Source organism: Micromonospora alfalfae, from assembly GCF_022230925.1.
Lineage (GTDB): Bacteria > Actinomycetota > Actinomycetes > Mycobacteriales > Micromonosporaceae > Micromonospora > Micromonospora alfalfae.
This window is the reverse complement of the sequence record NZ_JAKKFH010000011.1, coordinates 229,590-255,818: the sequence shown is the minus strand read 5'-3', so window position 1 is coordinate 255,818 and position 26,229 is coordinate 229,590. Positions and strand designations below refer to the sequence as shown.

Annotated in this window: 24 protein-coding genes; 14 read left to right on the top strand and 10 right to left on the bottom strand. The window is 68.4% G+C overall.

Features of this window, described 5'->3' with window-relative positions; all coding sequences use genetic code 11:
• Window positions 1-9: 9 nt before the first annotated feature.
• Together MED01_RS11900 and MED01_RS11895 are read right to left on the bottom strand one after the other, a co-directional pair.
• Window positions 10-162, bottom strand: coding sequence for an ATP-binding domain-containing protein (locus MED01_RS11900; protein ID WP_238668575.1), 153 nt, complete (start codon window positions 160-162; stop codon window positions 10-12).
• A gap of 276 nt (window positions 163-438) precedes the next feature.
• A complete protein-coding gene (locus tag MED01_RS11895; protein WP_238668574.1) occupies window positions 439-1,047 on the bottom strand; it encodes a DinB family protein in 609 nt (202 codons plus the stop codon).
• A gap of 153 nt (window positions 1,048-1,200) precedes the next feature.
• On the opposite strand from MED01_RS11895, the gene MED01_RS11890 reads away from it, so the two are divergent.
• Window positions 1,201-1,893, top strand: a complete 693-nt coding sequence (locus tag MED01_RS11890; RefSeq protein ID WP_238668573.1) for an SMI1/KNR4 family protein — start codon at window positions 1,201-1,203, stop codon at window positions 1,891-1,893.
• Between the two features lie 114 nt (window positions 1,894-2,007).
• On the opposite strand, the gene MED01_RS11885 is transcribed toward MED01_RS11890, so the two are convergent.
• The gene (locus MED01_RS11885; RefSeq protein ID WP_238668572.1) at window positions 2,008-3,252 is read right to left on the bottom strand and encodes a PQQ-dependent sugar dehydrogenase; all 1,245 of its coding nucleotides are present in this window, start codon (window positions 3,250-3,252) and stop codon (window positions 2,008-2,010) included.
• Between the two features lie 310 nt (window positions 3,253-3,562).
• Between MED01_RS11885 and MED01_RS11880 the strand changes: the two genes are divergently transcribed.
• The 4 genes from MED01_RS11880 (at window position 3,563) to MED01_RS11865 (ending at window position 7,421) form a co-directional block, all read left to right on the top strand.
• Window positions 3,563-4,798, top strand: a complete 1,236-nt coding sequence (locus MED01_RS11880) for a low temperature requirement protein A (protein WP_238668571.1) — start codon at window positions 3,563-3,565, stop codon at window positions 4,796-4,798.
• A 243-nt stretch (window positions 4,799-5,041) separates the two neighbouring features.
• The gene (locus tag MED01_RS11875) at window positions 5,042-5,341 is read left to right on the top strand and encodes a hypothetical protein (RefSeq protein WP_238668570.1); all 300 of its coding nucleotides are present in this window, start codon (window positions 5,042-5,044) and stop codon (window positions 5,339-5,341) included.
• A gap of 81 nt (window positions 5,342-5,422) precedes the next feature.
• Complete coding sequence (locus MED01_RS11870) at window positions 5,423-5,980, top strand: hypothetical protein (protein WP_238668569.1); 558 nt, start codon at window positions 5,423-5,425, stop codon at window positions 5,978-5,980.
• A gap of 1 nt (window position 5,981) precedes the next feature.
• Window positions 5,982-7,421: a dihydrolipoyl dehydrogenase family protein gene (locus MED01_RS11865; protein WP_238668568.1), complete on the top strand. Its 1,440-nt coding sequence runs from the start codon at window positions 5,982-5,984 to the stop codon at window positions 7,419-7,421.
• A 155-nt stretch (window positions 7,422-7,576) separates the two neighbouring features.
• On the opposite strand, the gene MED01_RS11860 is transcribed toward MED01_RS11865, so the two are convergent.
• Complete coding sequence (locus MED01_RS11860) at window positions 7,577-8,185, bottom strand: TetR/AcrR family transcriptional regulator (protein WP_238668567.1); 609 nt, start codon at window positions 8,183-8,185, stop codon at window positions 7,577-7,579.
• Between the two features lie 217 nt (window positions 8,186-8,402).
• Here MED01_RS11860 and MED01_RS11855 point away from each other — a divergent pair, with 217 nt between their 5' ends.
• Entirely contained in the window at window positions 8,403-9,176 is a 774-nt protein-coding gene (locus MED01_RS11855; RefSeq protein ID WP_238668566.1) for an alpha/beta hydrolase, read from the top strand.
• A 152-nt stretch (window positions 9,177-9,328) separates the two neighbouring features.
• Window positions 9,329-9,619 (top strand): hypothetical protein, encoded by a 291-nt coding sequence (locus MED01_RS11850; RefSeq protein WP_238668565.1) that lies wholly within the window; start codon window positions 9,329-9,331, stop codon window positions 9,617-9,619.
• Between the two features lie 35 nt (window positions 9,620-9,654).
• Here the strand turns inward: MED01_RS11850 and MED01_RS11845 are convergent, their stop codons facing one another.
• Window positions 9,655-9,921, bottom strand: coding sequence for a hypothetical protein (locus tag MED01_RS11845; RefSeq protein ID WP_238668564.1), 267 nt, complete (start codon window positions 9,919-9,921; stop codon window positions 9,655-9,657).
• Between the two features lie 342 nt (window positions 9,922-10,263).
• Here MED01_RS11845 and MED01_RS11840 point away from each other — a divergent pair, with 342 nt between their 5' ends.
• Entirely contained in the window at window positions 10,264-11,271 is a 1,008-nt protein-coding gene (locus MED01_RS11840; RefSeq protein WP_238668563.1) for a WD40 repeat domain-containing protein, read from the top strand.
• A gap of 233 nt (window positions 11,272-11,504) precedes the next feature.
• Window positions 11,505-12,191 (top strand): hypothetical protein, encoded by a 687-nt coding sequence (locus tag MED01_RS11835; RefSeq protein ID WP_238668562.1) that lies wholly within the window; start codon window positions 11,505-11,507, stop codon window positions 12,189-12,191.
• Window positions 12,192-12,283: 92 nt separating this feature from the next.
• Here MED01_RS11835 and MED01_RS11830 read toward each other — a convergent pair whose 3' ends face one another.
• The gene (locus MED01_RS11830) at window positions 12,284-12,601 is read right to left on the bottom strand and encodes a hypothetical protein (protein WP_238668561.1); all 318 of its coding nucleotides are present in this window, start codon (window positions 12,599-12,601) and stop codon (window positions 12,284-12,286) included.
• A gap of 263 nt (window positions 12,602-12,864) precedes the next feature.
• On the opposite strand from MED01_RS11830, the gene MED01_RS11825 reads away from it, so the two are divergent.
• Window positions 12,865-13,260 (top strand): DUF3224 domain-containing protein, encoded by a 396-nt coding sequence (locus MED01_RS11825; protein ID WP_238668560.1) that lies wholly within the window; start codon window positions 12,865-12,867, stop codon window positions 13,258-13,260.
• Between the two features lie 766 nt (window positions 13,261-14,026).
• On the opposite strand, the gene MED01_RS11820 is transcribed toward MED01_RS11825, so the two are convergent.
• The 4 genes from MED01_RS11820 to MED01_RS11805 form a co-directional block, all read right to left on the bottom strand.
• Window positions 14,027-16,216: a HelD family protein gene (locus MED01_RS11820; RefSeq protein WP_238668559.1), complete on the bottom strand. Its 2,190-nt coding sequence runs from the start codon at window positions 16,214-16,216 to the stop codon at window positions 14,027-14,029.
• Between the two features lie 619 nt (window positions 16,217-16,835).
• Window positions 16,836-17,390: a hypothetical protein gene (locus MED01_RS11815; RefSeq protein WP_238668558.1), complete on the bottom strand. Its 555-nt coding sequence runs from the start codon at window positions 17,388-17,390 to the stop codon at window positions 16,836-16,838.
• Between the two features lie 128 nt (window positions 17,391-17,518).
• Window positions 17,519-19,366: a glycoside hydrolase family 15 protein gene (locus tag MED01_RS11810; protein ID WP_238668557.1), complete on the bottom strand. Its 1,848-nt coding sequence runs from the start codon at window positions 19,364-19,366 to the stop codon at window positions 17,519-17,521.
• Window positions 19,367-19,512: 146 nt separating this feature from the next.
• The gene (locus MED01_RS11805; RefSeq protein ID WP_238668556.1) at window positions 19,513-20,517 is read right to left on the bottom strand and encodes a LacI family DNA-binding transcriptional regulator; all 1,005 of its coding nucleotides are present in this window, start codon (window positions 20,515-20,517) and stop codon (window positions 19,513-19,515) included.
• A gap of 139 nt (window positions 20,518-20,656) precedes the next feature.
• On the opposite strand from MED01_RS11805, the gene MED01_RS11800 reads away from it, so the two are divergent.
• The 4 genes from MED01_RS11800 to MED01_RS11785 are packed head-to-tail and all read left to right on the top strand — an operon-like array spanning window position 20,657 to window position 26,182.
• Window positions 20,657-21,961, top strand: a complete 1,305-nt coding sequence (locus MED01_RS11800) for an ABC transporter substrate-binding protein (protein WP_238668555.1) — start codon at window positions 20,657-20,659, stop codon at window positions 21,959-21,961.
• Window positions 21,958-22,956: a carbohydrate ABC transporter permease gene (locus MED01_RS11795; protein WP_238668554.1), complete on the top strand. Its 999-nt coding sequence runs from the start codon at window positions 21,958-21,960 to the stop codon at window positions 22,954-22,956. The genes MED01_RS11800 and MED01_RS11795 overlap by 4 nt, the downstream gene beginning before the upstream one ends.
• Window positions 22,957-22,958: 2 nt before the next feature.
• Window positions 22,959-23,819, top strand: a complete 861-nt coding sequence (locus MED01_RS11790; protein ID WP_238668553.1) for a carbohydrate ABC transporter permease — start codon at window positions 22,959-22,961, stop codon at window positions 23,817-23,819.
• Between the two features lie 38 nt (window positions 23,820-23,857).
• Entirely contained in the window at window positions 23,858-26,182 is a 2,325-nt protein-coding gene (locus tag MED01_RS11785; protein ID WP_238668552.1) for a beta-xylosidase/alpha-l-arabinosidase, read from the top strand.
• Window positions 26,183-26,229: the final 47 nt, after the last annotated feature.

Genomic DNA, 26,229 nt, shown 5'->3' with positions numbered 1-26,229 from the left:
TCAAGACGGTCAGCGTTGTGTGAGCGATTCAGGCAGTGGCTTGCTGTGCACCACGACGAGTTCGCGGTTCGCCCGGGTCAGGCTCGTGTACAGGGTCCCGGCGAACTCCTCCTGTCGTACGAAGTAGCGCGGCTCCACGACCACTACCCCGTCGAACTCCACACCCCTTGCCGAATCGGGGGTGCGGACGGCTGGCCACGGGCGAGTCCCTGAGGGTTCGGATACTGCCGAGGCCCGGCCGAATCCGCGGCGTCGCCGCGCGGTTCAGCCGAACGACGGCGTACGTGTGCCTGTGGCCGGGAGATTGAGAAAAGGGGCTTGATCGACGGGGGTTGGACGACGTTCAGGTGTGTCTGCCCACGGTCCCCTGCGGAAGGCTGGCTCACGGACGTCGCTGCGCCCAGAAGAGGGCGACCAGGTGACGCTCGTCGCTCCTGCTCATTCTGGGAACGCTACGAGGCTCGGAGCCGCTTGTCGATCCACTGCTCGCGGTGCAGCTTCGTCCCGCCAGCGGTAGAGGTCGCGCAGCAGGGAGATCTCGGCGCCGTGATGGATCAGCTCCCTGTTGACGTGCAGGACGATGCCCTCCATGGGAAACCGCTCCGGACCCACGGTGGGCGGATTCTCCAGGTCGGCGTCGGAGAGCTCGCGGACCCCCGCGTTCCATCTCCCATACATCTCGTCGAGCTGTCTCAGCGCCTCGTCAGCGGTCCCCGCGTAGGCGAACGTCTGGGAGTCGACGTCCTGGCCGCCGAAGTGCCACCCGACCCGGTAGCCCAGGCAGGAAACGATGATGTGCGCCAGTCGCCAGGCGATCGTGGTCACCGGCGCCGGCGCCGGCGCCGGGGCAGGGGAGGCGAAGTCCATCGTCCATTCTCCTGAACCTGCCGACATCGGTGCGGTCGACATGCCACGTGGGCGGATGCTCCAGCAGCCACGCACCGGCTCCCAGAAGTACTCCTCATCGGCAAGACCGTGCAGCCGCGGCCGCAGGTTCTTGTGCCAGTGGCGGTCCAGCTGGTCGGCGATTCGTTCGCTCCTTGTCATTCCCGCACGGTACCTACAGCGCAGACGTGGCTGCGCCCCTGGCGGACGCCGTCGCCGGCCGTGGGCCGCGAGTGGGCCGCGCCGGTCGGCCTCGGCCTGCTGGCGGCCTGCTGCGGGCATCGGCCGGGCCGGCCGGCGAACGATACTGGGAGGATGCGCGAAGACGAGGTGTTTCAGTGCATCGCCGCTCGCGTGGCAGCTCGCGACTACAGCGATGACGTGTGCATCCGCCCCGGCTCTCTTGATGCGAACGGCAGGTGGATGGTGAATCCCATGCCCGAGGACACCCGGTGGCTGGTGGCACGTGGATCGCGGGAACACCTTGCCGCGTTGGCAACCGACGCCGTCGACCCGCTGCCACCCCTTGAACCTGCCTCTGTTCAAGCTGTGAACGACGCTGAACGGGTGCTTGGGTATCCGCTGCCGCCGCTGCTGCGACGCATCTATGTGGAGGTCGCCAATGGCGGCTTCGGCCCCGTGCTGGGCGTTGCGGGCGGTTGCACGGACGATCTCGGACGTACGGCGGTCGATCGACTCCATCCACGCGAACCCGCCGGCTTGCTGCCGATCGCCTACTGGGGATGTGCGATCTACTCGTACGTCGATTGCGCGGGCCAGAGAGCGGTGATGTGGGGCTTCGACCCGAACTCGGGCCTTGGCGAGCACTCGTTCTACCCGGAGGGGATCTCTCTTGTGGACTGGCTCGACGGGTGGCTCAACGGAAGCCTTGAGCCGCCACACCTTGATCCCGATCGTACGAGCTGGTGGGGCGCGACCGACTCCGAGCGGGGGCGCCGCCAGCCTGATCAAGAGGCCGGCGATCCGTCACAGCAGACCCTTTTCTAGGCCGAGGCCGGGCCGAACGCGTGGTGGTAGCCCGCCGTGGGAGTGGGCCGGGGACGGCCGCCGAACGCGGCCGTCCCCGGAGGTAGCGCGGGTGTCAAGGGCATGTCCCGAGGTTCAGCGGATCGTCGCCCCGCCGGTGGGGGTCGGCTGGACCCGCTCGAACCGCACCTTGCTCAGCCATCCCGGGAGGTCACTGAGCACGTACAGCTCGCCGTTCACATCGGCGCCGAACGCCGTCGGCTGGGTGGGGAAGGTGCCGATCTCAGCGGACTCGTAGCCACCCGTGGACTTGGGACGCACGGCGAAAGCACGGGTCGAGCAGTAGTCGCTGGCGATGTAGGTGCCCCGCGCCTCCGGGGTGACGGACCCCCGGTACACCAGGCCGCCGATGATGGAGCAGTTCTCCGTCATGTAGTGGTCGTACTCCACGATCGGGTCGGTGAGCCGCACGCCCGGCCGGCACTGCGTCTCGTCGAACACCGGCGTGCCCTCTCGACAGGACCAGCCGAGGTTCGCGCCACGCTGCGACGGGCGGACGTGGTTGATCTCCTCGATCAGACCCTGGCCGACGTCACCGATCCAGAGCGAGTTGTCGGCCGGGTCGATGGAGAACTTCCACGGATTGCGCAGCCCGTAGACCCAGATTTCCGGCCGCGCGCCCGAGGTGCGGACGAACGGGTTGTCGTAGGGCACGCAGTAGGGCTTTCCCCCGCAGCTGCGGTTGACGTCGATCCGCAGAATCTTGCCGAGCAGGGTGCCGAGGTTCTGGCCGCTCTTGTAGGGGTCGTTCGCGTAGCCACCGTCGCCGAGGGACCAGTAGAGGTAGCCGTCGCGGCCGAAGGCCACCTGTCCGCCGTTGTGGTTGCCGTAGTCGGCGTGCTCCTGGGTGAGCAGCACCTGCACCCGGTCGGGAGCGTTGATGGGAACCCGCGCCAGGGTCAGCGCGCCGGCCGGCAGGCTCGTGTAGGCCACGTAGAGCATCCCGGTCCGCGCGAAGTTCGGCGCCGGAGTGATGCCGAGCAGGCCGCGCTCGTTGTCCGACGTGTCGATCCGGGCGGTCAGGTCGAGCACCGGCTCGGCCGCCAATCCGGTGTCGGGGTGGTAGGCGCGGACGGTGCCGTTCTTCTCCGCGATCAGCATCCGGCCGTCCGGCAGCCCGCTGATCGCGATCGGACGCTGCAGACCGAAAGCCACCCGTTCGGATACCACGGTCAGCTCGGTGAGTGGCACAGCACGGGTTTTGGATGGGCCGGCCGCGGCGGTGCCGGCGATCGGCGTCGGTGGCGACAGGGACGCAGCCAGGGCCAGAGCGAGCAACCCGGCCAGCATGGCGGCCGGGCGACGACGTCGTCGTGACATGTTCAGCTCCTCGAGCAGGTGAAGTGGTGGACGCGGTCTGGGAGCGTTCCCACGATACATTGGTTGAAATCGATATCCAACCGATGGCTGCGCGTTCCGTTCGAGCCTGCGGCCGCTTCCCGCACTGCGGCCTGGGGAGCGGCGAGCGGAGGACGGCACGGATTTCCTTCGCCGATGCACGCCGCAGGAGTCGTGGCAGCACCGGTCACTCCTGTCCGTAGTGCGGTGCCACGCCAGACTCCAGGCGGGCGTTGACGCAACTCCGCTGGTGGCCGGCTCGTTGGTAGCGAGGGGCGGACGGAGGCGGACGATGGCGGCGGGGCGGGGTGCCGAGCTGCTGCGTCCCCCGGTGAGTTCGGGTCGGGCGACGTTCCTGGAGCTGTTCTTCGATCTGGCCTTCGTTGTGGCCCTCACCCGGGTCTCGCAACGATTCGCGGGGTTGGCCGAAGACACCGGTTGGGAGCTCGTCACGGGGTTCGGTCGTACCCTGCTGCTCTTTCTGGCGCTCTGGTTGATCTGGTCGCACACCGCCTGGATCACCAGCCGGTACGAGCCGGAGCGGCCGGTCATTCAGGCCGTCGTGGTCGGCACCATGTTCGCCGGCCTGATCATGGCGGTGACGCTGCCCCGCGCCATGGAGGAGCGAGCGCTGCCGTTCGTGGTCGCGTACCTGATGGTGATGGTGGTGCGGCCGCTCGTGGTCGCCGTCGCGCTGCGTGGCCATCCGCGACGGCTGGTGCCGTTCCGGCTTGTCGTGTGGGCTCTGGCGAGCGCCCCGCTGTGGCTGGCCGGCGCGTTGGGCCCGGATCACCTCCGCCTGCCGCTGTGGGTCGTCGCCCTTGCTGTCGACTACCTCGCCTGGACATTGGGCTGGCCGCTGCCGTGGCTCGGCGTCTCGAAGGTAGGGCGGTGGCGGATCGCGGGGACTCACCTCGCGGACCGCTACCAGCAGATGTTCCTGATCGCGCTCGGTGAGTCGATTCTGGTTGTCGGCGTGGTCTTCAGCGGCGCGGACTACTCCGCGGAGCGGGCAGCCGCCTTCACTGTCGCGTTCGCCACCAGCGCGCTGCTCTGGCGGATCTACTTCTATCGTGCCGGTCTGCTGCTGGCGGAGGCGTTCGACCGGGCGGGTATGCCCGGCCGGCTGGGCGCGGTGTCGGAACGGACGCATCTGTTGATCGTGCTCAGCGTGCTCGTCACGGCGGTCGGATACGAGCTGGTGATCGATCATCCGTTCGGGCAGCCTCGACCCAGTTGGCTGCTGTTCGTGGTGGGCGGTCCGATGCTCTTCCTGGTCGCCCGTACGCGGCTGGAGTACGAGATCTTCGACCATGCGTCCCGACCCCAGATCATCGGCCTGGCTGCCCTGCTGCTGTTCACGCCGTTGCTGGCACGTTGGACGCCGATGGCGGGGCTGAGCGTGGTGGCCGGAGTGCTGGCCGTGGTCGCGCTCCTGGACGCGCTGCGCAGGCGGGGTCGACCGCAGGAGGTTACCGCCTCGCCGATCGGACGAGAGACGTCCGAAGATCGCGACTCCGAGGCGTGACGCGGAGCTCGCTCGCCGCGGTAGCCCGTTTCGTCGCGTAACCGCCCGACCAGGCACGCACCGCGCATTCATGTCGAACCGTGCTCCGCCCGGATGGGGGAGACCGACACAACGCCACCGCCGCCCCTAGATAGAACGGTCGGTATTGACGGCAGGGGGCCGGGTGGGTACTGTTCTCACAGACAGAACGTTCGTTCTACCTGGCGCTGGCCAGGTGTACGGCTGCACCTGAAGGAGACCGCCATGCCCACCAAGATCACCCTAATCATCGGTAACCCCAACGACCCGGACGAGTTCGAAAAGGTCTACGCCGACGTACGCCTGGCCGCGGAGACGTTCCCGAAGCTTCAGCGGGTCGAGTCGGCCAAGGTGTGGCCGAAGGAGGACGGCACACCCACTCCCGCGTACCGGACGCTCGACCTGTACTTCGGCAGCTACGAGGACGCCGCTGCCGCAGTCGCGACGCCCGTTGCCGGTGCCGTCTTCGGTGGGCTCCAGGGCGCTCAGGTGGAGATCACGGGGCTGTTCTCAGACATCGAGTAGCACCCCGCCCTATCCCTCCCGGTGGCGGCCCGCACCCCCGCTGGGCGTCCCCTTCGCTCCGGAATCACCGAAAGGATGACCATGACCACCGTTGCCGTTCCCGGCATCTCGACGACGGCCGCCGCCCTGCGGCGGCTGTACTTCGGTCGCTTCGCCTTCGCCATCGTCTGGGCTGCCGTGACGTTCCCACTCGCCAAGCACCTCAACCCCCTCACCGCCGCGCTGCTCGTGCTCTACCCGCTGTTCGACGTGGCCGCCGCCATCGTCGACGTCCGCGCGTCGCGGGCCACCGGATCGCCCACCCTGCTGTACGTGAACGTCGCGATCAGCCTGCTCGCCGCGGTGGGCCTGGGCGTCGCTGGCGCGTCCGGCATCCCCGCGGTCCTGCGCGTCTGGGGTGCCTGGGCGGTCGTGGCCGGGCTGGTTCAGTTGATCGTGGGCGTCACCCGGCGCAAGATGGGTGGCCAGTGGCCGATGATCATCAGCGGTGGAATCTCCGTCATCGCCGGTGGATCGTTCGTCGCGGCAGCCTCGGCGGACAACCCGGCGCTGACCAACGCGGTCGGCTACGCCATCCCCGGCGCCATCTTCTTCCTCATCGCGGCCATCCGCCTCGGCCGCGCCGCGAAGGGACACTGACGTGCGGAAGGCCACCTACGACGTCGTTGTCATCGGGGCGGGGCCGGTGGGGGAGAACGTCGCCGACCGCGTCGTGCAGGGCGGCCTGACCGCCGCGATCGTCGAGCGGGAACTGGTGGGTGGCGAGTGCTCGTACTGGGCCTGCATGCCTACCAAGGCATTGCTGCGCAGCCAGGCCGCGCTCCGGGCGGCTCGCCAGCTTCCCGGTGCGCGCGAGGCGGTGACCGGCGAGCTGGACGCGAAGGCCGTGCTGCGCCGCCGGGACGCCGTCGCCTCGCACTGGAAGGACGACGGGCAGGTGTCCTGGCTGGACTCCGCGGGGATCGCCCTGTACCGGGGCCAGGGGCGGATCGGCTCCGACCGGATCGTCGAGGTGACCGACGCGGACGGCGCCACCACCTCGCTCACCGCCCGACACGCGGTCGTCATCGCGACCGGAACCGGCGCACTGGTGCCGGACATCGCCGGTCTGCGCGCGGCGGCACCGTGGACCAGCCGTGAGGCAGCCGCCGCGAGCGAGGTTCCCGGCCGGCTCGCCATCATCGGTGGTGGCGTGGTGGCCACGGAGATGGCGACCGCGTACGCCTGCCTCGGATCGGCGGTGACGATGCTCGTCCGCGACGGAGTGCTCACTGCGGCGGAGCCGTTCGTCGGCGAGCGGGTCACGCAGTCCCTGCGGGAAGCTGGCGTGTCGGTCCAACTCGGTGCCGAGGTCACGTCGGTGAACCGCGACGGCGACGGCACGGTACACATCACGCTCACCGACGGCACACAGGTCGAGGCCGACGAGATCCTCGTCGCGATCGGCCGTACGCCGCACACGCACGACATCGGCCTCGACCGGATCGGCCTGCAGCCGGGCGCCTGGCTCACTGTCGACGACACCCTGCGGGTGGTCGACGGCACCGGCGCGTTGATCGGCGACGGATGGCTGTACGCGGCCGGGGACGTCAACCGGCGTGTGCTCCTGACCCACCAGGGCAAGTACCAGGCTCGCGCGGTGGGCGACGTGATCGTGGCGCGGGCCACTGGCGAAGCGGCAGACGACCGCCCGTGGGGTCGGCACGTCGCCACCGCTGACGAGCGCGCCGTGCCGCAGGTCGTCTTCACCGACCCGGAGATAGCGTCGGTGGGGCTGACCGCAGCCGCCGCCGAGGCCGCCGGACTGCGGATCCGGGTCGTCGACTACGACCTGGCCGCCGTCGCCGGGGCCGCGCTGCACGCCGACGGCTACCAGGGGCATGCCCGGATGGTCGTGGACGAGGACCGACGGGTGATCGTCGGCGTCACCCTCGTCGGCCCGGACGTCGCGGAACTGATCCATGCCGCGACCATCGCCATCGTCGGTGAGGTCCCACTGGAGCGGCTGTGGCACGCCGTGCCCGCGTACCCGACGGTCAGCGAGGTCTGGCTGCGCCTGCTGGAGGCGTACGGCCGCTGACCTGAGCCGTCCGCGCCGTCGCCGGCCGGGCACCCGCTGCGGCGAGAGGGAGACGAAGCCCGCCGAGCGGGGGCGGGTTCAACCGGTGGCGGCATCACCGAGGAGCTGGGTCATCCTCCTACCCGGGGTGGCCCAGCCCGAGGCCGTGCGGGGGGCTAACGGGCCGACTCTGCCGACTGCCGCTCCGAGTTGATCCTGAGGAGTCCTTCGACACCGCGCAGGAAGGTTTCGGACACCAACGTGGGGTCGGAGAGGCATCCGGCAGCCATGGCGCCGTCCCGGAGCATGACGAAGTGGCGCGCCGCGGGATCCGCCGTTTCTTCGTGGACCTGTGCCATGAGCGTGGTGATGGTGTCCAGGAACCATTTCCGGTGGGCAGTGAGTTCCTGGTGCACGGGATGGTTCGTGTCGGGATACTCTGCTGCGGCGTTCAGGAACGCGCACCCACGGAACCCGGGGGACTGGATGTTCTGGGCGATGGAATTGGCGATGGCCAGGAGCGGCTCGACCGGCGACCGGTTGGCGGCGAGAGCATCGTCGACCATGCCGCGCTCCAGCTGATGCACCTCGCGCAGGTAGGCGAGGATGAGGTCGTCCTTGCTGGGAAAGTGCCGGTAGAAGGTAGCCCGGGTCACCTTCGCCTCGGCGATGATCCGGTCGACGCCGACGGAGTGAATGCCCTCCGCGTAGAAGATCCTGGTCGCCGTGCGGAGAAGCTTGAGACGTGCCTCGGAGGGTCGGGCAGTGGGTTCGTCGCTCGCCATCCACCTATCTTAGCGACAGAACGTTCGGTCTTATCTGTACCTGAGGCATTGGGCGCGGCACGCGATGACCCCACAGCCTGCGACATCTCGTGTCCGAGTCGGGCGCCGGCCACACGTTTGACGAGGCACTCCGTGGAAATGCTCCGCCGACCGTCCTCGTCGGGTCCGGTCTGCGTACCGCAGGCAGCGGGAGGCGAGCCCCTCGGAAGGAACTCAGATGAGCGCTGCTTCTGACATGTCTGCCCAGGAAATGCCGACAGTTGTGCTGGTCCACGGGGCATTCGCCGGCTGTTCGAGTTGGAATGGGGTGATCGCCAACCTCAAACGTCGGGGTTACCCGGTCATTGCCGTCGCCAATCCGCTGCGGGGTGTGCAGAAGGACGCCGCTTACGTGCAGGCGCTACTGGACAGCTTGCCCGGACCGGTAGTGATGGCCGCCCACTCCTACGGCGGGCTGGTCATGACCGAGGCCGCAGATGGCGCATCCAACGTCAAAGCTCTGGTGTACGTGGCCAGCGTGAGCCCGGACGTCGGCGAAAGCGTGATCGGGCTGCTCACCAAGTACCCCGGAAGTCAGCTCGCCACCAGCATCAACATGGTGCCGGTCCCCTCCGACGACGGCGGCATGACAATGGACCAGTACATCTTGCAGGACAAGTTCCCCGAGGTCTTCGCCGGCGACGTCGACCCCGGCACCGCCGAAATCATGGCCGCTGCGCAACGGCCCGCCTCGGCGAGCGCCCAGGAGGAGGGCGTGACGAAGGCCGCCTGGAAGACGATCCCGTCCTGGACCCTGATCACCACCCAGGACCTGGGCATTCCGCCAGACTTGCAGCGATTCCTGGCCGACAGGGCGGGATCCACGGCAGTGGAGATCGCCGCCTCCCACGCGGTGGCAGTCTCGCAACCCGGCCCGGTCGCAGACCTCATCGACACCGCCGCCAGCGCCACCACACGCTCGATGCAAATGTCCAAGAGTCGCCGGGGCTGACCAGGCTTGCCGAGGCGGCGGTCCGATTCATCCCACCGCTGTCGGTGCCGAGCAGAACGGTACCCAAGCCGAGCGTCCGAAGCTGCGATGATGCTTCGGTGAGTCAGACAGCGGAATGGGACCGCGTGGTCGAGGGCGCTCGCGTTCAGTTCATGGCCGGCCAGGACGACGAGCCCGAGACTGCCGACAACATCGATGCGCACCTGTACCTCGCTGACGGTACCCATCGTTACGCCACGTTCATGACGACGGGTGAGATCGGTCGTCTCCTGCAACGGTGGGCTGGGACCGGGGAGGTTGGGGGCGGCCGATACTTCTGGTGCTCTGACCTGGTCATCATTCCAAGACCCGGTGTCGAGGCGATGGTGGCGGCCCTGGGAGAGATGATCCGATCTGGTGACGTCGACGTCATGCTCAGCAAGGTGGAGGACGGCGCCATCTAGGTGAGTGACCCCGGCCCGTTGAGCGCGGTGTTGGCTCAGTGCGGGAAAGCGCGGGGGATGCGTGCGTCGAGAAGTTCGTCGCGGAACGCCTGGATGCGTGTGATGACCTGCCGTCTGCCGATGGTGTTCTCGATGCGCTCGAGGTAGAGGCATCGGGCCGCGAGTTTGTCGAGATCGACGGCGAAGTAGATCGCCATCAGCGGGTTGACGAACAGGTCGCCGCCGCCGGTGCGTCGGGTGAATCGGACGTCCCCGAACTCGCCGCTGGTGGCGGCGGCGATGCGAAACGCTCTCTCAGTCACTACCGCCCCCGCGCACGGCGACAAGGCGACCTGGTCGCGGGAGTCGAAGCCCAGCCCCGTCCGAGTGCAGTGGGACCCTGAGGTCCCTGCGTCTGAATGCGTTGTTGGACTGTCAATACCATCGAGTAGCGAACTGTCAGTATTCTGCCATCGGGCGAATCGACGCCAAAGGATAGAATGCCTGAGCGAAATGAGTGACCACAGTGGATCACTGGAGGCGCACTGGTGCTGTGGCAATCGGCGGCGATGTGCGATCCGCGCCAACCGCTCCGGCTGTCCGAGCGGGTCGGCGCGCTGGCGGGTCGGCGCCATCCCCCGCGCAGGGCACCGTCGGCTTGCCGGGTGCCGGCGAGAGCCTGGCCAACGCGGGCCATGGTCGCCGGACTGGTGAGTCTGCTGCTGGCCGGTTGCACCACCGAACCGGGGCCGACTCGACTGGACGGCACCGACCAGATCGTCGAGCCGTCGGTCAGCAGCGCGGCGCCGCCCGGTCCTGAGTTCGACCTGGCCCGTCGGAGTCTCGCCGGCGCCCAGCTCACCCGGGACGGTAAGTATCAGGCACGGCTGGCCGGCGACTGGGTGGTTGTCTCCACCGCCGACGGTGCCGAGTTCGACCGGTTCGGCACCGGCGCCGAAGACGCCCGGATCAGCATGGACTTCTCTCCCGACGGGCGATACCTCGCGGTCGGACTACCGGACTCGGTGGTCCTCTACGACTTCACCACGAAGGACCCCACGGCGCTGCCCCTGCCCGAGGAGGTAAAGCGTCCGGACGGCGAACCCCAGCCGCGCACCGGCAAGTTACGCTTTTCGGCCGACAGCGGCCATCTGGTGGTCGAACTGTTCGATGAACGGGACAACAGTCGCTACTGGCTCCACGATCTGCACAGTCGCCGTGAGATCGTCTCGCCGCTTCCGTCGAGCATCGAGGTGCCGAGTGATCCGGGTGTCATCTTGGACGTAGCAGGGCTGGCCGTGGTCAACGGCGGAAAGCGGGTGGTGATCGCCGGTCAAGAAGGCTTCCTGGTTTGGGTGCCGGACGAGCAGACATTCCAGTGGCGGCCCTGCGCCTGCGGTAGCACCCTGACCAGCACAGTGGACCGGCAGGCTCGGCACGTGGCATTCCTGACCCTGAACGACGAAGTGGTGCTTTGGGATCCGGGCCCTCCCCAGGAGGTTGGACACTGGAAGGTGCCGGCCGTGGCCTCAGGAGCCAAACCCGCCGTGAACCCCACCGAGTTGGAGTTCACGGAGAACGGCGGCTGGCTGCTGGCCGGCCCGGAGTACGGCCACGTGTGGTCGGTCCCGGACGGCAAGCTGGCGGGTTCGTGGCAGGGGTCCGGGTCGTGAGCGGCGGCAAACCGAAACGGCGGCGCGGCACCAGCGGTCCGGACCGCAAGAAGGTAGTCCGGGGCGGGCGTCCGGCAGCGGACCGGGACAAACCGGGCGGCGATCAGCCTGTACCGCGGCTGCGTCGGGTGCTGGGATCGTTACATCGGGCATGGTGGTTCGTGCTGGGCACTGCGGTAGCCGCCCTCGTTGGCGCCGTCGCGAGCATCTATGTTCCCAGATGGGTTGATCATGTGGACCCGCAGGTCGTCGCGGTACACGTCGTGGTGAATCCGGCCACCGTGGACACCTGGGGCACCGCTGAGTTCGCCATGGTGCTGCCGAAGGACGCCCGGCCCTCCGATGATCCACCGGTGGGCTGCGCGACGCTGATCGACTGGGCGCGCGCCCTCGGCGCGGTCGATCACAAGGTGAGCCGGGTGCGCGTCGTCGTGCAGGGCGCCGGTGACCAGGGGGTGCTGATCGACAACCTGCGTGCCCGCGTGATCCGGCGCAGCCAAACTCCGGAACCGGCCGGTGTGCAACTGCGCTGCGGCGGCCAGCAGGGAGCCGCCGAACCACGGGACGTCGAGATGGACCTGGACGCTCCCCAGCCGGCCGCCCGCTACCGCACCCTGATTGAGGGGCGCAGGCCACTGTTCGGGTTCACCCTCGCGAAGGGCGAGACCGAGGTGTTCGACCTGACCGCGTTCACCACCGGCACGGTGGAGTGGACTCTCGAACTCGACCTCGTGGTCGCTGGGAAACGAAAGCGGGTCGAGGTGACCAACCGGGGTCGGAGCTTTGTCACGACCGCAGCACCGGGACCCCGGACCTACCAGGTACCCCCAGGCGGCGACCACTGGATCGAGTGCGGGCACACGCCCGGCCCGGCCTGCCCGGAGGGCGGTCCGCCGGCACACTTCCGATACGATGCCTGACGGCTCCTCAGCCTTCAGGAGGACGGTTTCCCTCCGCTTTTGACGACACCCAGTTGGTCACCGCTTTGCCTTCAGCCAAAGCGGTTTGGGCGTCAGCGCGTTCGACCGATCGCACCCACTGTGCGGCACGCCCGACCAACGCACATCCCAAACACGCTCTGAGCCGCCAGCCATCGGGCGAGCGTGCGCTCCGGAAAGTGCCAGTCGGGACTGGTGGTGTCCGGCCGAAGCGCGGCGACGTGCTCGGCCACCCACGCGTCTCGGTCGATCAACTCGAGTTCCGAGAAGGAGAGGCTGGCCAGGTGCACCTGCGCACCGGCGCGCCACAACGCGAACGCCAACGGCAGGCCCGCGTACACGTCGAAGCCCCCGCCGGCTCCGGCGATGAGGATGTTCCGCCCCGGGGCCAACGCGGCGAACAGTGGCGGACCGGCCAGGGAGAACGCACCGGAGTCGGCCGAGGGCGCCGCAGGGCTCAGAACCGCTCAATGATCACTGATGAGGCGCGGACACCGATGACGCGGCTAGGTGACGGGAACGGGGGGAGGGGCGAGCAGGGGGCGGTCCTCCGCCGGAAGCACCGAGCGGGCCTGCGAGGGTCATGGTCCGGGGGATGTCAGTGCCGTGTGCAAGGCTGCGACGTGATAATGCGATCAAGGTGGGAGGGTGCGGAATGAGCACGAAGGCTGGCGGGACCTTTGACGTCACATCATTCGAGCCGGAGGTGCTCGACGAAGGCTCGGGGGCCGCGCTTGGCCGGGCCCGGCTCACCAAGACCTTCCAGGGCGGCCTGGCCGGCATCAGTACGGTGAACATGCTGTCGGTGGCCGATGTCGAGGGCACCCCCGCTGCTTATGTCGCCGTGGAGCGATTCACGGGCGAACTCGACGTCCTCAAGGGCTCGTTCGTCCTCCAACACAGCGCACCCGGCAGCCACGGTGAGCAACTCGCGATCCGCGTCGTCCCGGGAACGGGCTCCGGTGAACTTACAGGGATCGCGGGGGCGTTCGAGATCGTCCAGTCCGACGACGGCAGCCACTCCTATGTCTTGGAGTACACACTGGCCTGACGTATCCCCCGTCACCGTCCAGACCCTCCGGGTGTGTCGTGTGGGAAAGCGCCCTCCGTAGCGGAAAGATCCGACCCGCGAAAGGCCGATCATCCCGGCACGGAGAGCGCTTCGACGCAGTGACCACCCCAAAGCCTTCTCGAGGTGCGAGGCTAGTCGATTCGGTGCGCGCTGTAGATGTACACCACGACCGGATCCGCTGCCCTTCGGTACCACAAGAGACCGGCTGGGCTGGTGCAGCGCCCGTCCATGATGTAGGTGTATTCGGGGTACGCGTATCCGGCCACGTTGGACGAACTGCTGTAGCCGTAGCGCCACGGCGCCTCTGCGAACCGCATTTCTATGCGCGCGGTATTCGTGCAACCCGCGGCGAGCGCCGGGGTTGGCACAGCCAGTGTGCTCAGCGGAAGGACGATCGCCGTTGCCAGCGCCAGCAGTGATCTCCTCAAGATCTTGCCTCACTTTCTGCACGACTGCCGTGTGAACGAGCCGGCAGCGATGACGAATTGCCGAACGTGTCCGAGGTCCGCAACCCGCGTGGGCGAAACTCGTTCTCCAGCTTCGATTCGGCAGCGTCACTGATGGTTGGAGTTCAGCTTATGGACGCTGGATAGGCGGTCGCTACCGCCGATGACGGTTCCGAACACAAGCGCGCCTGTCCGGGCTGCTCACCGGCTTGTTCGGACTTGTTCGAACGCTGGTCAGAGCGTGGGACCGTTCCTGGTTCAGCAGAACAGCGCGCATCTCGAACAGCATCCAACAGACGTCATGCGGATGCCGATTGTTGCGTGAGGGTCAGCTGTCCGAGTTCCTGGGTGCATCGGGTGAGCGCCACGTAGAGGCCGTTCCAGCCGCGTGGTTCAGCGGCGACGCCCTGCCTGTCGATGAGGAGCGTCGCGTCCCATTCCAGTCCCTTGGACTGGGTTGCGGTGAGCACCGGCACGTCGCTCAGCACGGCTTGCAGTGTGGCGATGCGCTCCGCCGGGGCGATGACGCCGACAGTGCCGCCGTGCCACCGTTGCCGCAACTGTTGCACTGCTTCGACGGCGACGCCGGCAAGCTCAGCGGGCGTGACTGTGCGCTCCCAGGGGGCGATGCCGGAGGAGCGTACCGCTCGTGGCGGCGTGTTGTGGCTGCCAGCCTTCTTCAGGACCGGCTCGGTGAGGTCCATGACCTCGCGCGGGGTCCGGTAGCAGATGGTGAGTTCCGCGGCGGTCCAGCGGTCTCCGAAGGCAGCCCGTACCGCTTGCGCCCAACTGGTGTGCCGGTGGGCTGCCTCGGCCTGGTCGATGTCGCCGACGGCGGTGATGGAGCGACTGGGACAGCGCCGCAGGACCATCTGCCACTGCATCTCGGACAGCTCCTGCGCCTCGTCGATGACGACGTGGCCGTACACCCAGCCGCGCATGCGGCGAGCGCGTTCGGCGAGGAACTCGCCCTGTGGTTGCGGGGCGCCGACCTCGCCGAGTAGGTCGGCGAGGGTGTCGAGCAGCGGGATGTCGCTTGATGCCCATGGGGCGGGCTCGGCCGCGACGGCGGTGATCTCCTCGGGGGACAGTTGCGGGGCGAACCGGGTCAGCAGGGTGCGGTCGGTCAGGAGGTCACCCAGCAGGGTCTCGGGGTCGAGGGTGGGCCACCACGCCTCGATGAACCGGGCGATGGTGGCGTTCTCGGCGATACGACTACGAAGCTGCTCGACTTCTTCATCGGAGAGCAACCCGTCGATGTCGCTGCCGGTGGACGTCGGGGTGGAGGACTGGTCGTGCGCCATGCCCTTGTCCACGCGGGCGAGGATGTCCTCGAAGCCTTCCTCCATTTCCTCCATCAGCGCCTCGCGCTGCTCGGCGACGACATCGGCCAGGAGGTGGTGCAACTGCTCGGCGAACGCTGCGCGGGCGCTGTGGTACGGGCGTCCCTGCACCGCCGAGGCGAGCGCCTGCGCCACAGTTGCGGTGGGAATGACATAGAAGTCGCCCTCCCAGCGCAGCTTCAGCTCGCGAGGCCGGGGGAGCAGCGACACGACATAGCCTTCGAGCGCGGGCTGCCAGAGGGCGCGGCCCTTGATCTCGGCGAGAAGTCGGCTCTCGTCACGGCCCACCTGGATGTCGGCCAGCAGGGTGTCGCAGGTCGCCGAGACGACGGCGGTCTCACCGAGCGCCGGCAGCACCTGGGCGATGTACTGGAGGAACCGCGGCGACGGGCCCAGGACCAGGACGGCCTGGTCGGCCATCTTTCGGTGGGTGAACAGCAGGTACGCGACGCGGTGCAGGGCAACCACCGTCTTGCCCGTGCCGGGACCGCCCTGGACGATCAGCGGGCCGGTCGCCTCCGCCCGGATGATGTCGTCCTGTTCGCGTTGCAGGGTGGAGATCGCCGTCGACATGCGACCGGTGCGGCGCTGGTCGAGGGCGGCCAGTAGCGCACCTTCGCCGACGAGTTCCGCAGTCGCGCTGCCGTCCAGGGGTTCGTCGTCCACGCCGACGACGGCCGATCCCGTCGTACGGATGTGCCGGCGCCGCGCCTGACCCTGTGGGTCGACGGCCGTCGCCGTGTAGAACGGGCGAGCTGCGGGAGCGCGCCAGTCCACCAGCAGTGGCTCAGTGCCTTCGCCGTCGTTACGGAGGCCGACGCGGCCCACGTGGCGCACTGTGCCGTCAAGGCCGTCGAGGCGGCCGAAGACCAGCCCCTCCTCTGCTCGCCGTAGCTCGTCGTACTGCTGGCGGAGCATGCGCTGCCGGGCCTGTTCCAATGCGTCCAGGGGCTCTGACGAAAGCTCGACCTGTAGGTGATCGGCCAGCCTGTCGCGCTGGGCGGTGGCCAGGTCCAGAAAAGCCTGTTCCTCGGCGACCGCGGATCGGCGCGCGGCGCCCTCTGCGGCCGAGGCCGGCAGGTGACCGTCAGGTGCTACTTCGCTGACGCCGGCGGTGCCGTTGCCCAGAACAGACTTCCGGTGCATTCGCAAATCCTTGTATCGGGGTGACCCTCGGCCCGGATGAGCCGCAGCCTATTCGGCGGCAAGCATAGAGTTGGTTTCCCTCACCGGCCAGGAAATCCGCCGGCAGAGATCGGAATCTCAATGCCTTGCAGTTCCGGGGTTGCTTGTGGCCTCACCAATCGCGATTCGCTATTGACAGTCCAGTCGTCGTCTGTTCTGCGGCCGCGTTGCGAGCAGTGCGGGTGCTCGTCGGCCTAGGCGGCGCTGCGTCGATCTGGTTGGTGCGGCACGATGGCGGCGTGTTGGCAGGGTCATTCGACGAGGAGAGCGTTGATGCCCTACCGAACACCAGTGGGCCGTTTACTCGGTCGACGGCTCAAGGCCCGACTGCGTCGCCTTCCACGCATTCTTGACGGCCGGCGACTTCGACGACCGTCATGTGTGGCGGGGCCCCTGTCGGCCGTTTCCGAACTGCTCGAAGAACGTGAAGGGTGTTACCCGTTCTCACCGACCATGGACCGGTCCTGGTTCGTCTGGACCGACCACGACCTACTCGGCACGAAGGTCAGTGGGTCCAGGCGACTGGTCGACGCGGTCAGGAGCCACCCCGCTCTGGAGACGGTGGAGTGGCCCGCCCAGGTCAGCTCAACGTGAAGGACACGTCGTCGACGTCGAAGGTCGTGGCGCCGTTGCCGGCTGTCTCGCTGGCGAGGAAGCTGGCCGTCGCGGTGCGTTCGGTGGTGGCGGTTCCGCTCGACATGACGTACTGCCGCCACTGCGCCCCGCCGTCGAAGGCCAGCGAGAACCTCGTCTTCGGGGGTATCCCGGTGACCGCCAGCCCGACGTTGAGGTAGTCGCCGCGGCTGGTCTCCGTGGTGGTGGTCCGCACCCAGAAGCGGACCGTGAGGTCGCAGTTGGCCGGCACCGTGACGGTGCTGCGCAGCAGGTCGGCACGTGTCACGTCCAGTCCGGCGAAGGTGGCGTACGCGCGGCCGGTGTGTGCGGGCCGGGTCGCGTCGCCGAGCACGACGATGCGGGGGCCGGCCGTCCAGTCGGCGGTGCCGCGCTCGAACCCCGGGTTCGGGTGGATCTGCCCGGTGCAGGGCGGGTCGGCCGCTGGCTGGCCGTGGGATGCGCTGCCCGTGGCCAGGAGCAGCAGGGCCGCAACCGAGACGGTGGTGACGAATGCCTTCATCGGTTCCCCCAGTGTCAATACATTCGAGATGGTCGATGCCTATCGACCATGCGCGATGGACGTGGGCGCGTCAAGCTCTTCCCGCCGTCGGCTCCGGGTGGGCGGCGGCCGGCCGGAGCATGCTGGCGCTACCGCCTGCGGCGGGAGTCGGCCTCGCTGTCGAGCAGGTCGTTGAGAGTCAACGCAGAATTGATCAATGAGAGGTGGCTGAACGCCTGGGGATAGTTGCCGATCTGTTCCCCGGTCGCGGCGATCTCCTCGGCGTAGAGGCCGAGGTGGTTGCTGAAGGTGAACATCTTCTCGAACGTGAGTCGGGCGTCGTCGAGGCGGCCGGCACGGGCCAGTGCCTCGACGTACCAGAAGGTGCACATGTTGAAGGTGCCCTCGTGGCCCGGGAGGCCGTCGGGGGAGTGGACCGGGTCGTACCGGTGGACCAGGCTGTCGGAGACCAGTTCGCGCTCGATCGCCTGCAGGGTGGACTGCCACAGCGGGTCGCTCGGCGTGACAAAACCGACCGCCGGCATGGCGAGCAGCGCCGCGTCCAGCACGTTCTCGTCGTACGCCTGCACGAAGGTGCCGCGGGCCCGGTCGTATCCGCGCTCCATGACCTGGTTGTAGATGCGGTTGCGCTGCTCGGTCCAGCAGGTCATGTCCCCGGGGCGGCCGGTGCGGGTGGCCAGCCGGATGGCCCGGTCCAGCGCGACCCAGGACATCACCCGACCGAAGGTGTAGTTGCGGGGGTGGTGACGGCTCTCCCAGATGCCGGCGTCGGGTTGGTCCCAGTTGTGGCAGAGCCAGTCGACCAACCGGACGGTGCTCTTCCACACCTGGTGTGAGACGCGGATGCCCTGCTCGTCGGCGAGGTGCATGGCGTAGAGGGCCTCGCCGTGGATGTCGAGCTGGAGCTGGTCGGCGGCGCCGTTGCCGATCCGCACCGGCCGGGAGCCGCGGTAGCCCTCCAGATGGTCCAGCACCTCCTCGTGCAGGTCGGAGGAGCCGTCCACCCGGTACATGATCTTCAGCGGGTCCTGGTGGTCGCCGGCCTCGCGGATCCGCTCGTCCAGCCAGTTCATGTACTGGCTGACCTCCTCGGTGAAGCCGAGGCCGAGCAGCGCGTGCACCGAGAACGACGTGTCGCGTACCCAGGTGTAGCGGTAGTCCCAGTTGCGGGTTCCGCCGACCAGTTCGGGCAGCGCGGTGGTGGGTGCGGCGATCATCGCGCCGGTCGGCGCGTACGTCATGAGTTTGAGCGTGATGGCCGAGCGCTCGACCATCTCCCGCCAGCGGCCGGTGTAGCTGGAACGTTCGAGCCAGCGCCGCCAGTAGTCCCGGGTCCACTCGAACATGCCCTGGATCTCTTCCGGCGCGAAGATGCGCGGTTCGGCGCCGCCCGTCTCCAGGACCACCCCGCCGGTGTCGCCCTCGTTCAGCGTGCCGTACGCGACCAGGTCGCCGCCCTCAAGGTGGACGTCACCCTGTTCGGAGATCAACCGCCGCACCGGGTCGACCGGATTGAACGTCAGCGTCGCCGACCGGCTGCGGAAGACGTAACCGTTGTGGTGGCGCTCAAGCTGATGCTCTTCGCGGGCGTAGTCGAAGCGCGGCCGGCACTCCACCCGGAAGCGCATGCTGCCGCGGACCATGGTGACGGTGCGGACCAGCCGATGCGTGTCGGTGACCCGCTCGCCGGTGACCGGCATGAAGTCCATCACCTCGGCCACCCCGTCGGCGCTGATGAACCGGGTGATCAGGATGGGTGTGCCGGGGAGGTAGAGCTGCTTGGTCACGTACCGCACGTCGTGTGGCGCGATCTGGAAGTAGCCGCCCTTCTCCTTGTCGAGCAGGGCGGCGAAGATGCTCGGCGAGTCGAACCGCGGCGCGCAGAACCAGTCGACGGTCCCGTCGCACGTCACCAGCGCGGCGGTCTGCAGGTCGCCGATGAGACCGTGATCCTCGATCGCCGGATAGGTGTCCACGTCTCTCCCCGGTTCGGCTGCGTCCTGCGCACCGAACCTAGGGGAGGAATTGTCGCCTTAGGCGAGATTCACGTTCCGCCACCCTGTCGCGTGCCCCCACGTGCGACGGCGACGATCGGGGTCCCTGCGCCGCCTGGCCCCGGGCGTCAGGGCAGCGGGCGGCAGGAGGAACGGATGACCAGCTCGGTGGGGAGCCGGATGTGGGTGTCGCGTTCGACGCCGGCGATCAGGTCGACGAGGAGGCGCAACGCCTCGGCGCCCATCCGTTGCAGCGGCTGCATGATGGTCGTCAGCGGTGGGTTGACCAGCGCCGACTCCGGTACGTTGTCGAAGCCGATCACCGACAGGTCGTCGGGCACCGACAGGCCCATGTCGCGGGCCACTGTCATCGTGGAGATCGCGGAGAGGTCGTTACCCGCGAAGATCGCGCTCGGCCGGTCGGTGAGGGCGAGGAGCTCCGCGGCCGTGCCGGCGGCGCTCTCGATCCGGAACCCGCCGACGCGGACGAGCCGCTCGTCCACCGGCACGCCTGCGTCGGCCATCGCACTGCGGAAGCCGGCCTCGCGCAGCTGCGCCGACTTCAGGTCGGTGCGTCCACTGATGTGCCCGATCCGGGTGTGGCCGAGGGACAGCAGGTAGTTGGTCGCCAGCACGGCGCCGGCGAAGTTGTCCGAGTCGACGGTGGGCAGGTCGGACGGCCCGGTGTGTGGGTCGACGGCCACGACGTGGAAGCTGTGTTCGGTCTCGACCACCGTCGGCGTGACGATCACGGCGCCGTCGATGAGGGTGCCGGAGAGTCGGGCGAGCGAGCGCCGCTCCCACCCCACTGCGGCGCCCTCGCCGTCCCCGCTGGAGTAGGCCAGCAGCTGGTATCCGCTCCCGGCGACCTCCTGCGACGCCCCCTTGAGCAGTTCGGTCGAGAACGGCTCGAACTCGGCGACCAGGATGCCGAGCACGTTGGTGCGGTGGCTGCGCAGGCTCTGCGCCCCCAGGCTCGCCTCGTAGCCGAGCTCGTGGATGACCTGCTGGACGCGCTCCACGGTTGCCTGGGCCACGCCGTAGCGGCCGTTGACGACCTTCGACACTGTCGCGACCGAGACGCCGGCAGTACGTGCCACATCCGACATCTTGACGCGCTGCTGAAACACCACGTCGATGATGATAGGGCCCCGCAGCGGGTGCGTCGCCACCGACTCGAAAACGTTATCGATACCGATTGACATCAAGTTACATGACTGTAAAACTTCGCCGCAGGCCGAGTACCGCGACTGACTAGTCGAGGAGACATCGATGGCAACGAAGCGGCGTGCGAGTGCCGTCCTGGCACTGTTAATGACAAGTGTTCTTGTTACCGCCGGCTGTAGCGGCGGCGAAGAGGCGGCCCCTCAGAGCGAGCTGTACAAGGATCCGGTGACCCTTAGCTGGTGGCACAACGCCTCGCAGGACGGGCCCGGCAAGACCTACTGGGAGAAGGTCGCCAAGGACTTCTCCGCACTTCACCCCACCGTCAAGATCGAGATCGAGGCGATCGAGACGAACCAGCTCCAGCGCACGCGGCTCCCTGCCGCGCTGCTGAGCAGCGACCCGCCGGACATCTTCCAGGCCTGGGGCGGCGGCGAGATGACCGAGCAGGTGGAGGCCGACTACCTCAAGGACATCACCGACCAGGTCAAGACCGAGGTCGGCAACATCGGCAGCGCCGCGGAGATCTGGCAGGTCAAGGGCAAGCAGTACGGCCTGCCGTTCCGGATGGGCATCGAGGGCATCTGGTACAACAAGGACATGTTCGCCGCGGCGGGCATCTCGGCTCCGCCGACCACCTTCGAAGAGCTCAACACCGCGGTCACCAAGCTCAAGGCGACCAACGTCATTCCGATCGCCGTGGGCGCCGGTGACAAGTGGCCGGCCGCGCACTGGTGGTACAACATGGCGCTGCGAGCCTGCTCGGTCGACGCCCTCAAGAAGGCATCGGCGGAGAAGAACTTCGACGATCCGTGCTTCGTGAAGGCCGGCCAGGACCTGAAGGCGTTCATCGACACCAAGCCGTTCCAGCCCAACTTCATCGCCACGCCGGGCCAGAACGACCCGACCAGCGCCAACGGCATGCTCGCCAACGGCAAGGCCGCGATGGAGCTCATGGGTGACTGGAACCGCGGCACGCTGGACACCGTCACCACTGACAAGGCGAAGCTCGCGTCGTTCCTCGGCTGGTTCCCGGTGCCGGCGATCGCCGGTTCCCCGGGCGACCCGAAGGCGGCTCTCGGCGGTGGCGACGGGTTCTCCTGCGCCAAGAACGCCCCGGCCGAGTGCGTCGAGTTCCTCAAGTACATCGTGAGCCCCGAGGTGCAGAAGGGCTACGCCGAGACCGGCACCGGCCTGCCCGTCGCCAAGGGTGCGGCGGACGCCGTGAAGGACCCCGCGCTGAAGTCCATCCTGGATGCCACCTCCGGCGCGAGCTACGTGCAGCTCTGGCTGGACACGGCTTACGGCAGCACCGTCGGCAACGCGATGAACGACGCGATCGTCGCCATCTTCGCCGGCAACGGGACGCCTGAGAAGGTCGTCTCGGCAATGAAGGCGGCCGCAAGCAAGTGACCTCCGCCAACCAGATCCGTATGCCCGCCGGTGGCGCTTCCGCGCCGCCGGCGGGCCCCCACAAGGCCGGGCGCGAGTCCGCCCGCCGAGCCGACAACCGCCGCAAGTGGTACGAGATCATCGGGCTCACCACGCCGGCCGTTCTGATCTACGTGATGTTCGTGCTGGTGCCGATGGGCTTCGCTGTCTACTACAGCCTGTTCCGGTGGCGCGGGGTCGGCCCTCCCACCGAGTTCGTCGGTCTGCGGAACTACACCCTCGCCTTCCAGGATCCGATCTTCCTCGACGCGTTGCGCAACAACGCGATCATCGTTTTCGGGTCGCTGCTGATCCAGGGCCCGATCGCCCTCGGCGTCGCCCTGCTGCTCAACCGTCGCTTCCGTGGGCGGGCCGTGTTCCGCCTGCTGGTGTTCGTGCCGTACGTGCTGGCCGAGGTCACCGTCGGCATCATGTGGAAGCTGCTGCTGACCGGCGAAGGCACCGTCGACGCGCTGCTGCGGTCCCTGGGAATGGGCGGCCTGGTGCAGGCCTGGCTGGCGGACCTGGATGTGGTCATCTGGACCCTGCTGGCCATCCTCACCTGGAAGTACGTCGGTTTCGCCATCATCCTGCTCCTCGCCGGACTGTCCAACGTGCCCGATGAGCTGACCGAGGCGGCGGCCATCGACGGCGCGAGCTGGTGGCAGATCCAACGGCACGTCACGATCCCGCTGCTCGGCCCGACGATCCGGATCTGGATGTTCCTGTCCATGATCGGCTCGCTGCAGATCTTCGACATGATCTGGGTGACCTCGGTGCCCGCGGTGCGTTCCCTCGGCGCATCAGCAACCATGGCGACATACATGGTGGACAACGGGTTCTTCGCCCGGCTGTGGGGCTACGGCAACGCTGTGGCGGTAATCCTGTTCGTCATCTCCTTCGTGGCGGCGCTGCTGTTCCAGCGGTTCCTGCTCCGCCGCGACATCGAGGGCGCCATCACCGGAAGGGCGAAGTGACGATGGCCGTGAACTCGGTTCTCCCCCCGTCCAGCGGACGCCGTCAGGTTTCCTGGGGCACGCCGCTCACCTACGCGCTCGCCCTCGCGATCGCGGCGGTGTCGATCGCCCCGGTCATCTACGTGGTCATCGGCGGGTTCCGCACCACCCCGCAGATCGTCGCGGACCCGGCCGGCCTGCCCGACCCGTTCGTCTGGGACAACTACGCCAGGGTGCTGACCCAGAGCAATTTCTGGCAACAGGCGTTCAACAGCGCGGTCATCGCCCTGGGAACCACGCTGGCAGTGGTCGTGCTCGGACTGGCCGCCGCGTTCGTGCTCGCCCGCTACCGCTTCCGCGGGCGGGAAGGGCTCTACACCTTCTTCACCCTCGGTCTGCTGTTTCCGGCCGGGGCGGCGATCCTGCCGCTCTACCTCATGCTGCGTGACCTGAATCTGATCAACTCCTACTACGCGGTGATCCTGCCGCAGGTCGCCTTCTCACTGCCACTGACGATCGTGATCCTGCGTCCCTTCCTCTCGGCCATCCCGAGAGAGTTGGAGGACGCCGCCGCCATCGACGGTGCGAGTCGGCTCGGCTTCCTCTGGCGCGTCGCGATGCCGCTGTCGCGGCCCGCGCTCGTCACCGTTGGCGTCCTGGCGTTCGTGGCGAGCTGGAACTCGTTCCTGCTGCCGCTGCTCGTCCTCAGCGACGTCAACCTGCACACCCTGCCGCTGGGCGTGCAGAACTTCTCCAGCCAGTACACCACCGACACGGCAGGCGTACTCGCCTTCACCTCGCTGGCGATGCTGCCGGCACTGCTCTTCTTCACGCTCGCGGAGAAGCAGATCGTCGGCGGCCTGCAGGGCGCGGTAAAGGGCTGAGCGGCAGCGGCACGAGCACAACCAGAGGAAGGCACAGCATGACTGAGGTCCACGCGGTGGTGGGCGAGCCGGTGCCGGCTCAGGCAGGTCCGGAGCACGGACGACCGGACGGGCATGACGGCGAGGCCCGCGTACGCGACCTCCTCGGCCGGATGACGATCGAGGAGAAGATCGCCCAGCTCGTCGGCTTCTGGGAGAAGGAGGACGGCGAGGCGGTCGCACCGTTGCAGGGGGAGTTCGGCGACGCCTTCAAGCTCGAAGAATTCTCCCGGCACGGGCTCGGTCACCTCACCCGCGCCTACGGGACCCGCCCGTTGGATGCGGCGCAACGCGCGTCCTGGTTGTGGAAGTTCCAGCGGGACCTGGTCACCGGCACCCGGCTCGGCATTCCGGCGATCGTCCACGAGGAGTGCCTCACCGGGCTGTCCGCGTGGAAGGCGGCCACGTTCCCCACCCCGCTGGCCTGGGGTGCCGCGTTCGACCCCGAACTGGTCACCGAGATGGCCGAGGCGATCGGCGCCTCGATGCGGGCCCTGGGCGTGCACCAGGGGCTCTCGCCGGTGCTCGACGTGATCCGCGACCCCCGCTGGGGTCGGGTGGACGAGTGCATCGCCGAAGACCCGTACCTGGTCGGCACCATCGGCACGTCGTACGTGCGCGGTCTGCAGTCGCAGGGGGTGCACGCCACCCTCAAGCACTTCGCCGGCTACTCCGCCTCGCGCGCCGGGCGCAACTTCGCCCCGGTGCACGTCGGCCCCCGGGAACTGGCCGACGTGCTGCTCCTCCCGTTCGAGATGGCGATCATCGACGGCGACGCCCGCAGTGTCATGCACTCGTACACCGAGATCGACGGGGTGCCGGTCGCCGCCGACCCGACGATGCTGACCGGCATCCTGCGTGACCAGTGGGGCTTCGACGGCACCGTGGTGGCCGACTACTACGGTGTGGCGTTCCTGAACCTGCTGCACCACGTGGCGAGCGATCACGCGGACGCGGCCGGGCAGGCGTTGACCGCCGGGCTCGACGTCGAACTGCCGACCGGCGACGCCTATCTGACCCTGGGGGAGTCGGTGCGGGCGGGCAAGCTCGACGAGGCGCTCATCGACCGCGCGGTGCTGCGGGTGCTGCGCCAGAAGCAGGACCTGGGTCTGCTCGACGCGACCTTCAGCGACGAGCCGCCCCAGTCGATCGACCTCGACTCGCCCGAGCACCGGTCGATCGCCCGCCGGCTCGCCGAGGAATCGATCGTGCTGGTCGCCAACCGGGACGCGCTGCCGCTGCCCGCCGGGCGACGGGTTGCAGTCATCGGCCCGAACGCCGACCGGCAGAGCGCGCTCTTCGGGTGCTACTCATTCCTCAACCACGTCCTGGTCCAGCACCCCGGTGTGGAGACCGGCATCGAGGTGCCGACCGTTCTCGACGCCGTGCGGGCCGAGCACGGCGACGATCTCGTCACCTGGGCACGCGGCTGCGACGTGAACGACGACGACCGGTCCGGCTTCGACGAGGCGGTGGCCACGGCCTCCGACGCGGACGTTGCCGTGCTGGTCGTCGGCGACCACGCCGGTCTCTTCGGACGCGGCACTGTCGGCGAAGGCTGCGACCGGGACGACCTGGAGTTGCCAGGCGTCCAACGTGAACTGGTCGAGGCGGTGCTGGCGACCGGCACACCTGTCGTCCTCGTGCTGCTCACCGGCCGGCCGTACGCGATCGGCTGGGCGCTCTCGCGCTGCGCGGCGGTGGTGCAGGCGTTCTTCCCGGGCGAGGAGGGTGCCGGGGCGATAGCGGGGGTGCTCTCCGGGCGGGTCAACCCGTCGGGTCGGCTGCCGGTCAGCCTGCCCCGCTCGGCCGGCGCGCAGCCGTACTCCTATCTGCACCCCACCCTCGGTGCGGGCAACGAGGTGACCAACCTGCCGGCGACGCCCGTGGCGCCGTTCGGCCACGGCCTGTCCTACACGACATTCGCGTACAGCGAGCTCACAGTGCCCAGCACGGCGCCGACCAGCGGGGCGGTAGGGGTGACGGTGCGGGTGACGAACACCGGCGCGGTCGCTGGCGACGACGTGGTCCAGCTCTACGGTCGTGACGTGGTCGCCTCGGTGACCCGGCCGGTGGCGCAGCTGCTCGGCTACCGGCGGGTCCACCTGGAACCGGGCCAGTCCGTCACTGTCGAGCTGACGGTGCCCACCACCCGGCTGGCCTTCTCCGACCGCACGTTCACCCGCGTCGTGGAGCCCGGAGACATCGAGCTCTGGGTCGGCACCAGCGCGCGGCGGGACACCCAGGCGCTGACCACGCTGGTTGGTGACACCGTCGCGGTCACCAACGCCTCTCCACGCTGGACCACCACCGACGTCCGCTGAGAACCGGTCCGTCGCCGTCCCAACGGACGTTCGGCGGGCCGGCTCCA

Excerpts from the sequence above, each read along its gene's own strand:
- MED01_RS11895 (WP_238668574.1), bottom strand. The coding sequence starts at position 1,047 with ATGACAAGGAGCGAACGAATCGCCGACCAGCTGGACCGCCACTGGCAC.
- MED01_RS11890 (WP_238668573.1), top strand. The coding sequence starts at position 1,201 with ATGCGCGAAGACGAGGTGTTTCAGTGCATCGCCGCTCGCGTGGCAGCT.
- MED01_RS11885 (WP_238668572.1), bottom strand. The coding sequence starts at position 3,252 with ATGTCACGACGACGTCGTCGCCCGGCCGCCATGCTGGCCGGGTTGCTC.
- MED01_RS11880 (WP_238668571.1), top strand. The coding sequence starts at position 3,563 with ATGGCGGCGGGGCGGGGTGCCGAGCTGCTGCGTCCCCCGGTGAGTTCG.
- MED01_RS11875 (WP_238668570.1), top strand. The coding sequence starts at position 5,042 with ATGCCCACCAAGATCACCCTAATCATCGGTAACCCCAACGACCCGGAC.
- MED01_RS11870 (WP_238668569.1), top strand. The coding sequence starts at position 5,423 with ATGACCACCGTTGCCGTTCCCGGCATCTCGACGACGGCCGCCGCCCTG.
- MED01_RS11860 (WP_238668567.1), bottom strand. The coding sequence starts at position 8,185 with ATGGCGAGCGACGAACCCACTGCCCGACCCTCCGAGGCACGTCTCAAG.
- MED01_RS11855 (WP_238668566.1), top strand. The coding sequence starts at position 8,403 with ATGAGCGCTGCTTCTGACATGTCTGCCCAGGAAATGCCGACAGTTGTG.
- MED01_RS11850 (WP_238668565.1), top strand. The coding sequence starts at position 9,329 with ATGGCCGGCCAGGACGACGAGCCCGAGACTGCCGACAACATCGATGCG.
- MED01_RS11825 (WP_238668560.1), top strand. The coding sequence starts at position 12,865 with ATGAGCACGAAGGCTGGCGGGACCTTTGACGTCACATCATTCGAGCCG.
- MED01_RS11820 (WP_238668559.1), bottom strand. The coding sequence starts at position 16,216 with ATGCACCGGAAGTCTGTTCTGGGCAACGGCACCGCCGGCGTCAGCGAA.
- MED01_RS11815 (WP_238668558.1), bottom strand. The coding sequence starts at position 17,390 with ATGAAGGCATTCGTCACCACCGTCTCGGTTGCGGCCCTGCTGCTCCTG.
- MED01_RS11800 (WP_238668555.1), top strand. The coding sequence starts at position 20,657 with ATGGCAACGAAGCGGCGTGCGAGTGCCGTCCTGGCACTGTTAATGACA.
- MED01_RS11790 (WP_238668553.1), top strand. The coding sequence starts at position 22,959 with ATGGCCGTGAACTCGGTTCTCCCCCCGTCCAGCGGACGCCGTCAGGTT.
- MED01_RS11785 (WP_238668552.1), top strand. The coding sequence starts at position 23,858 with ATGACTGAGGTCCACGCGGTGGTGGGCGAGCCGGTGCCGGCTCAGGCA.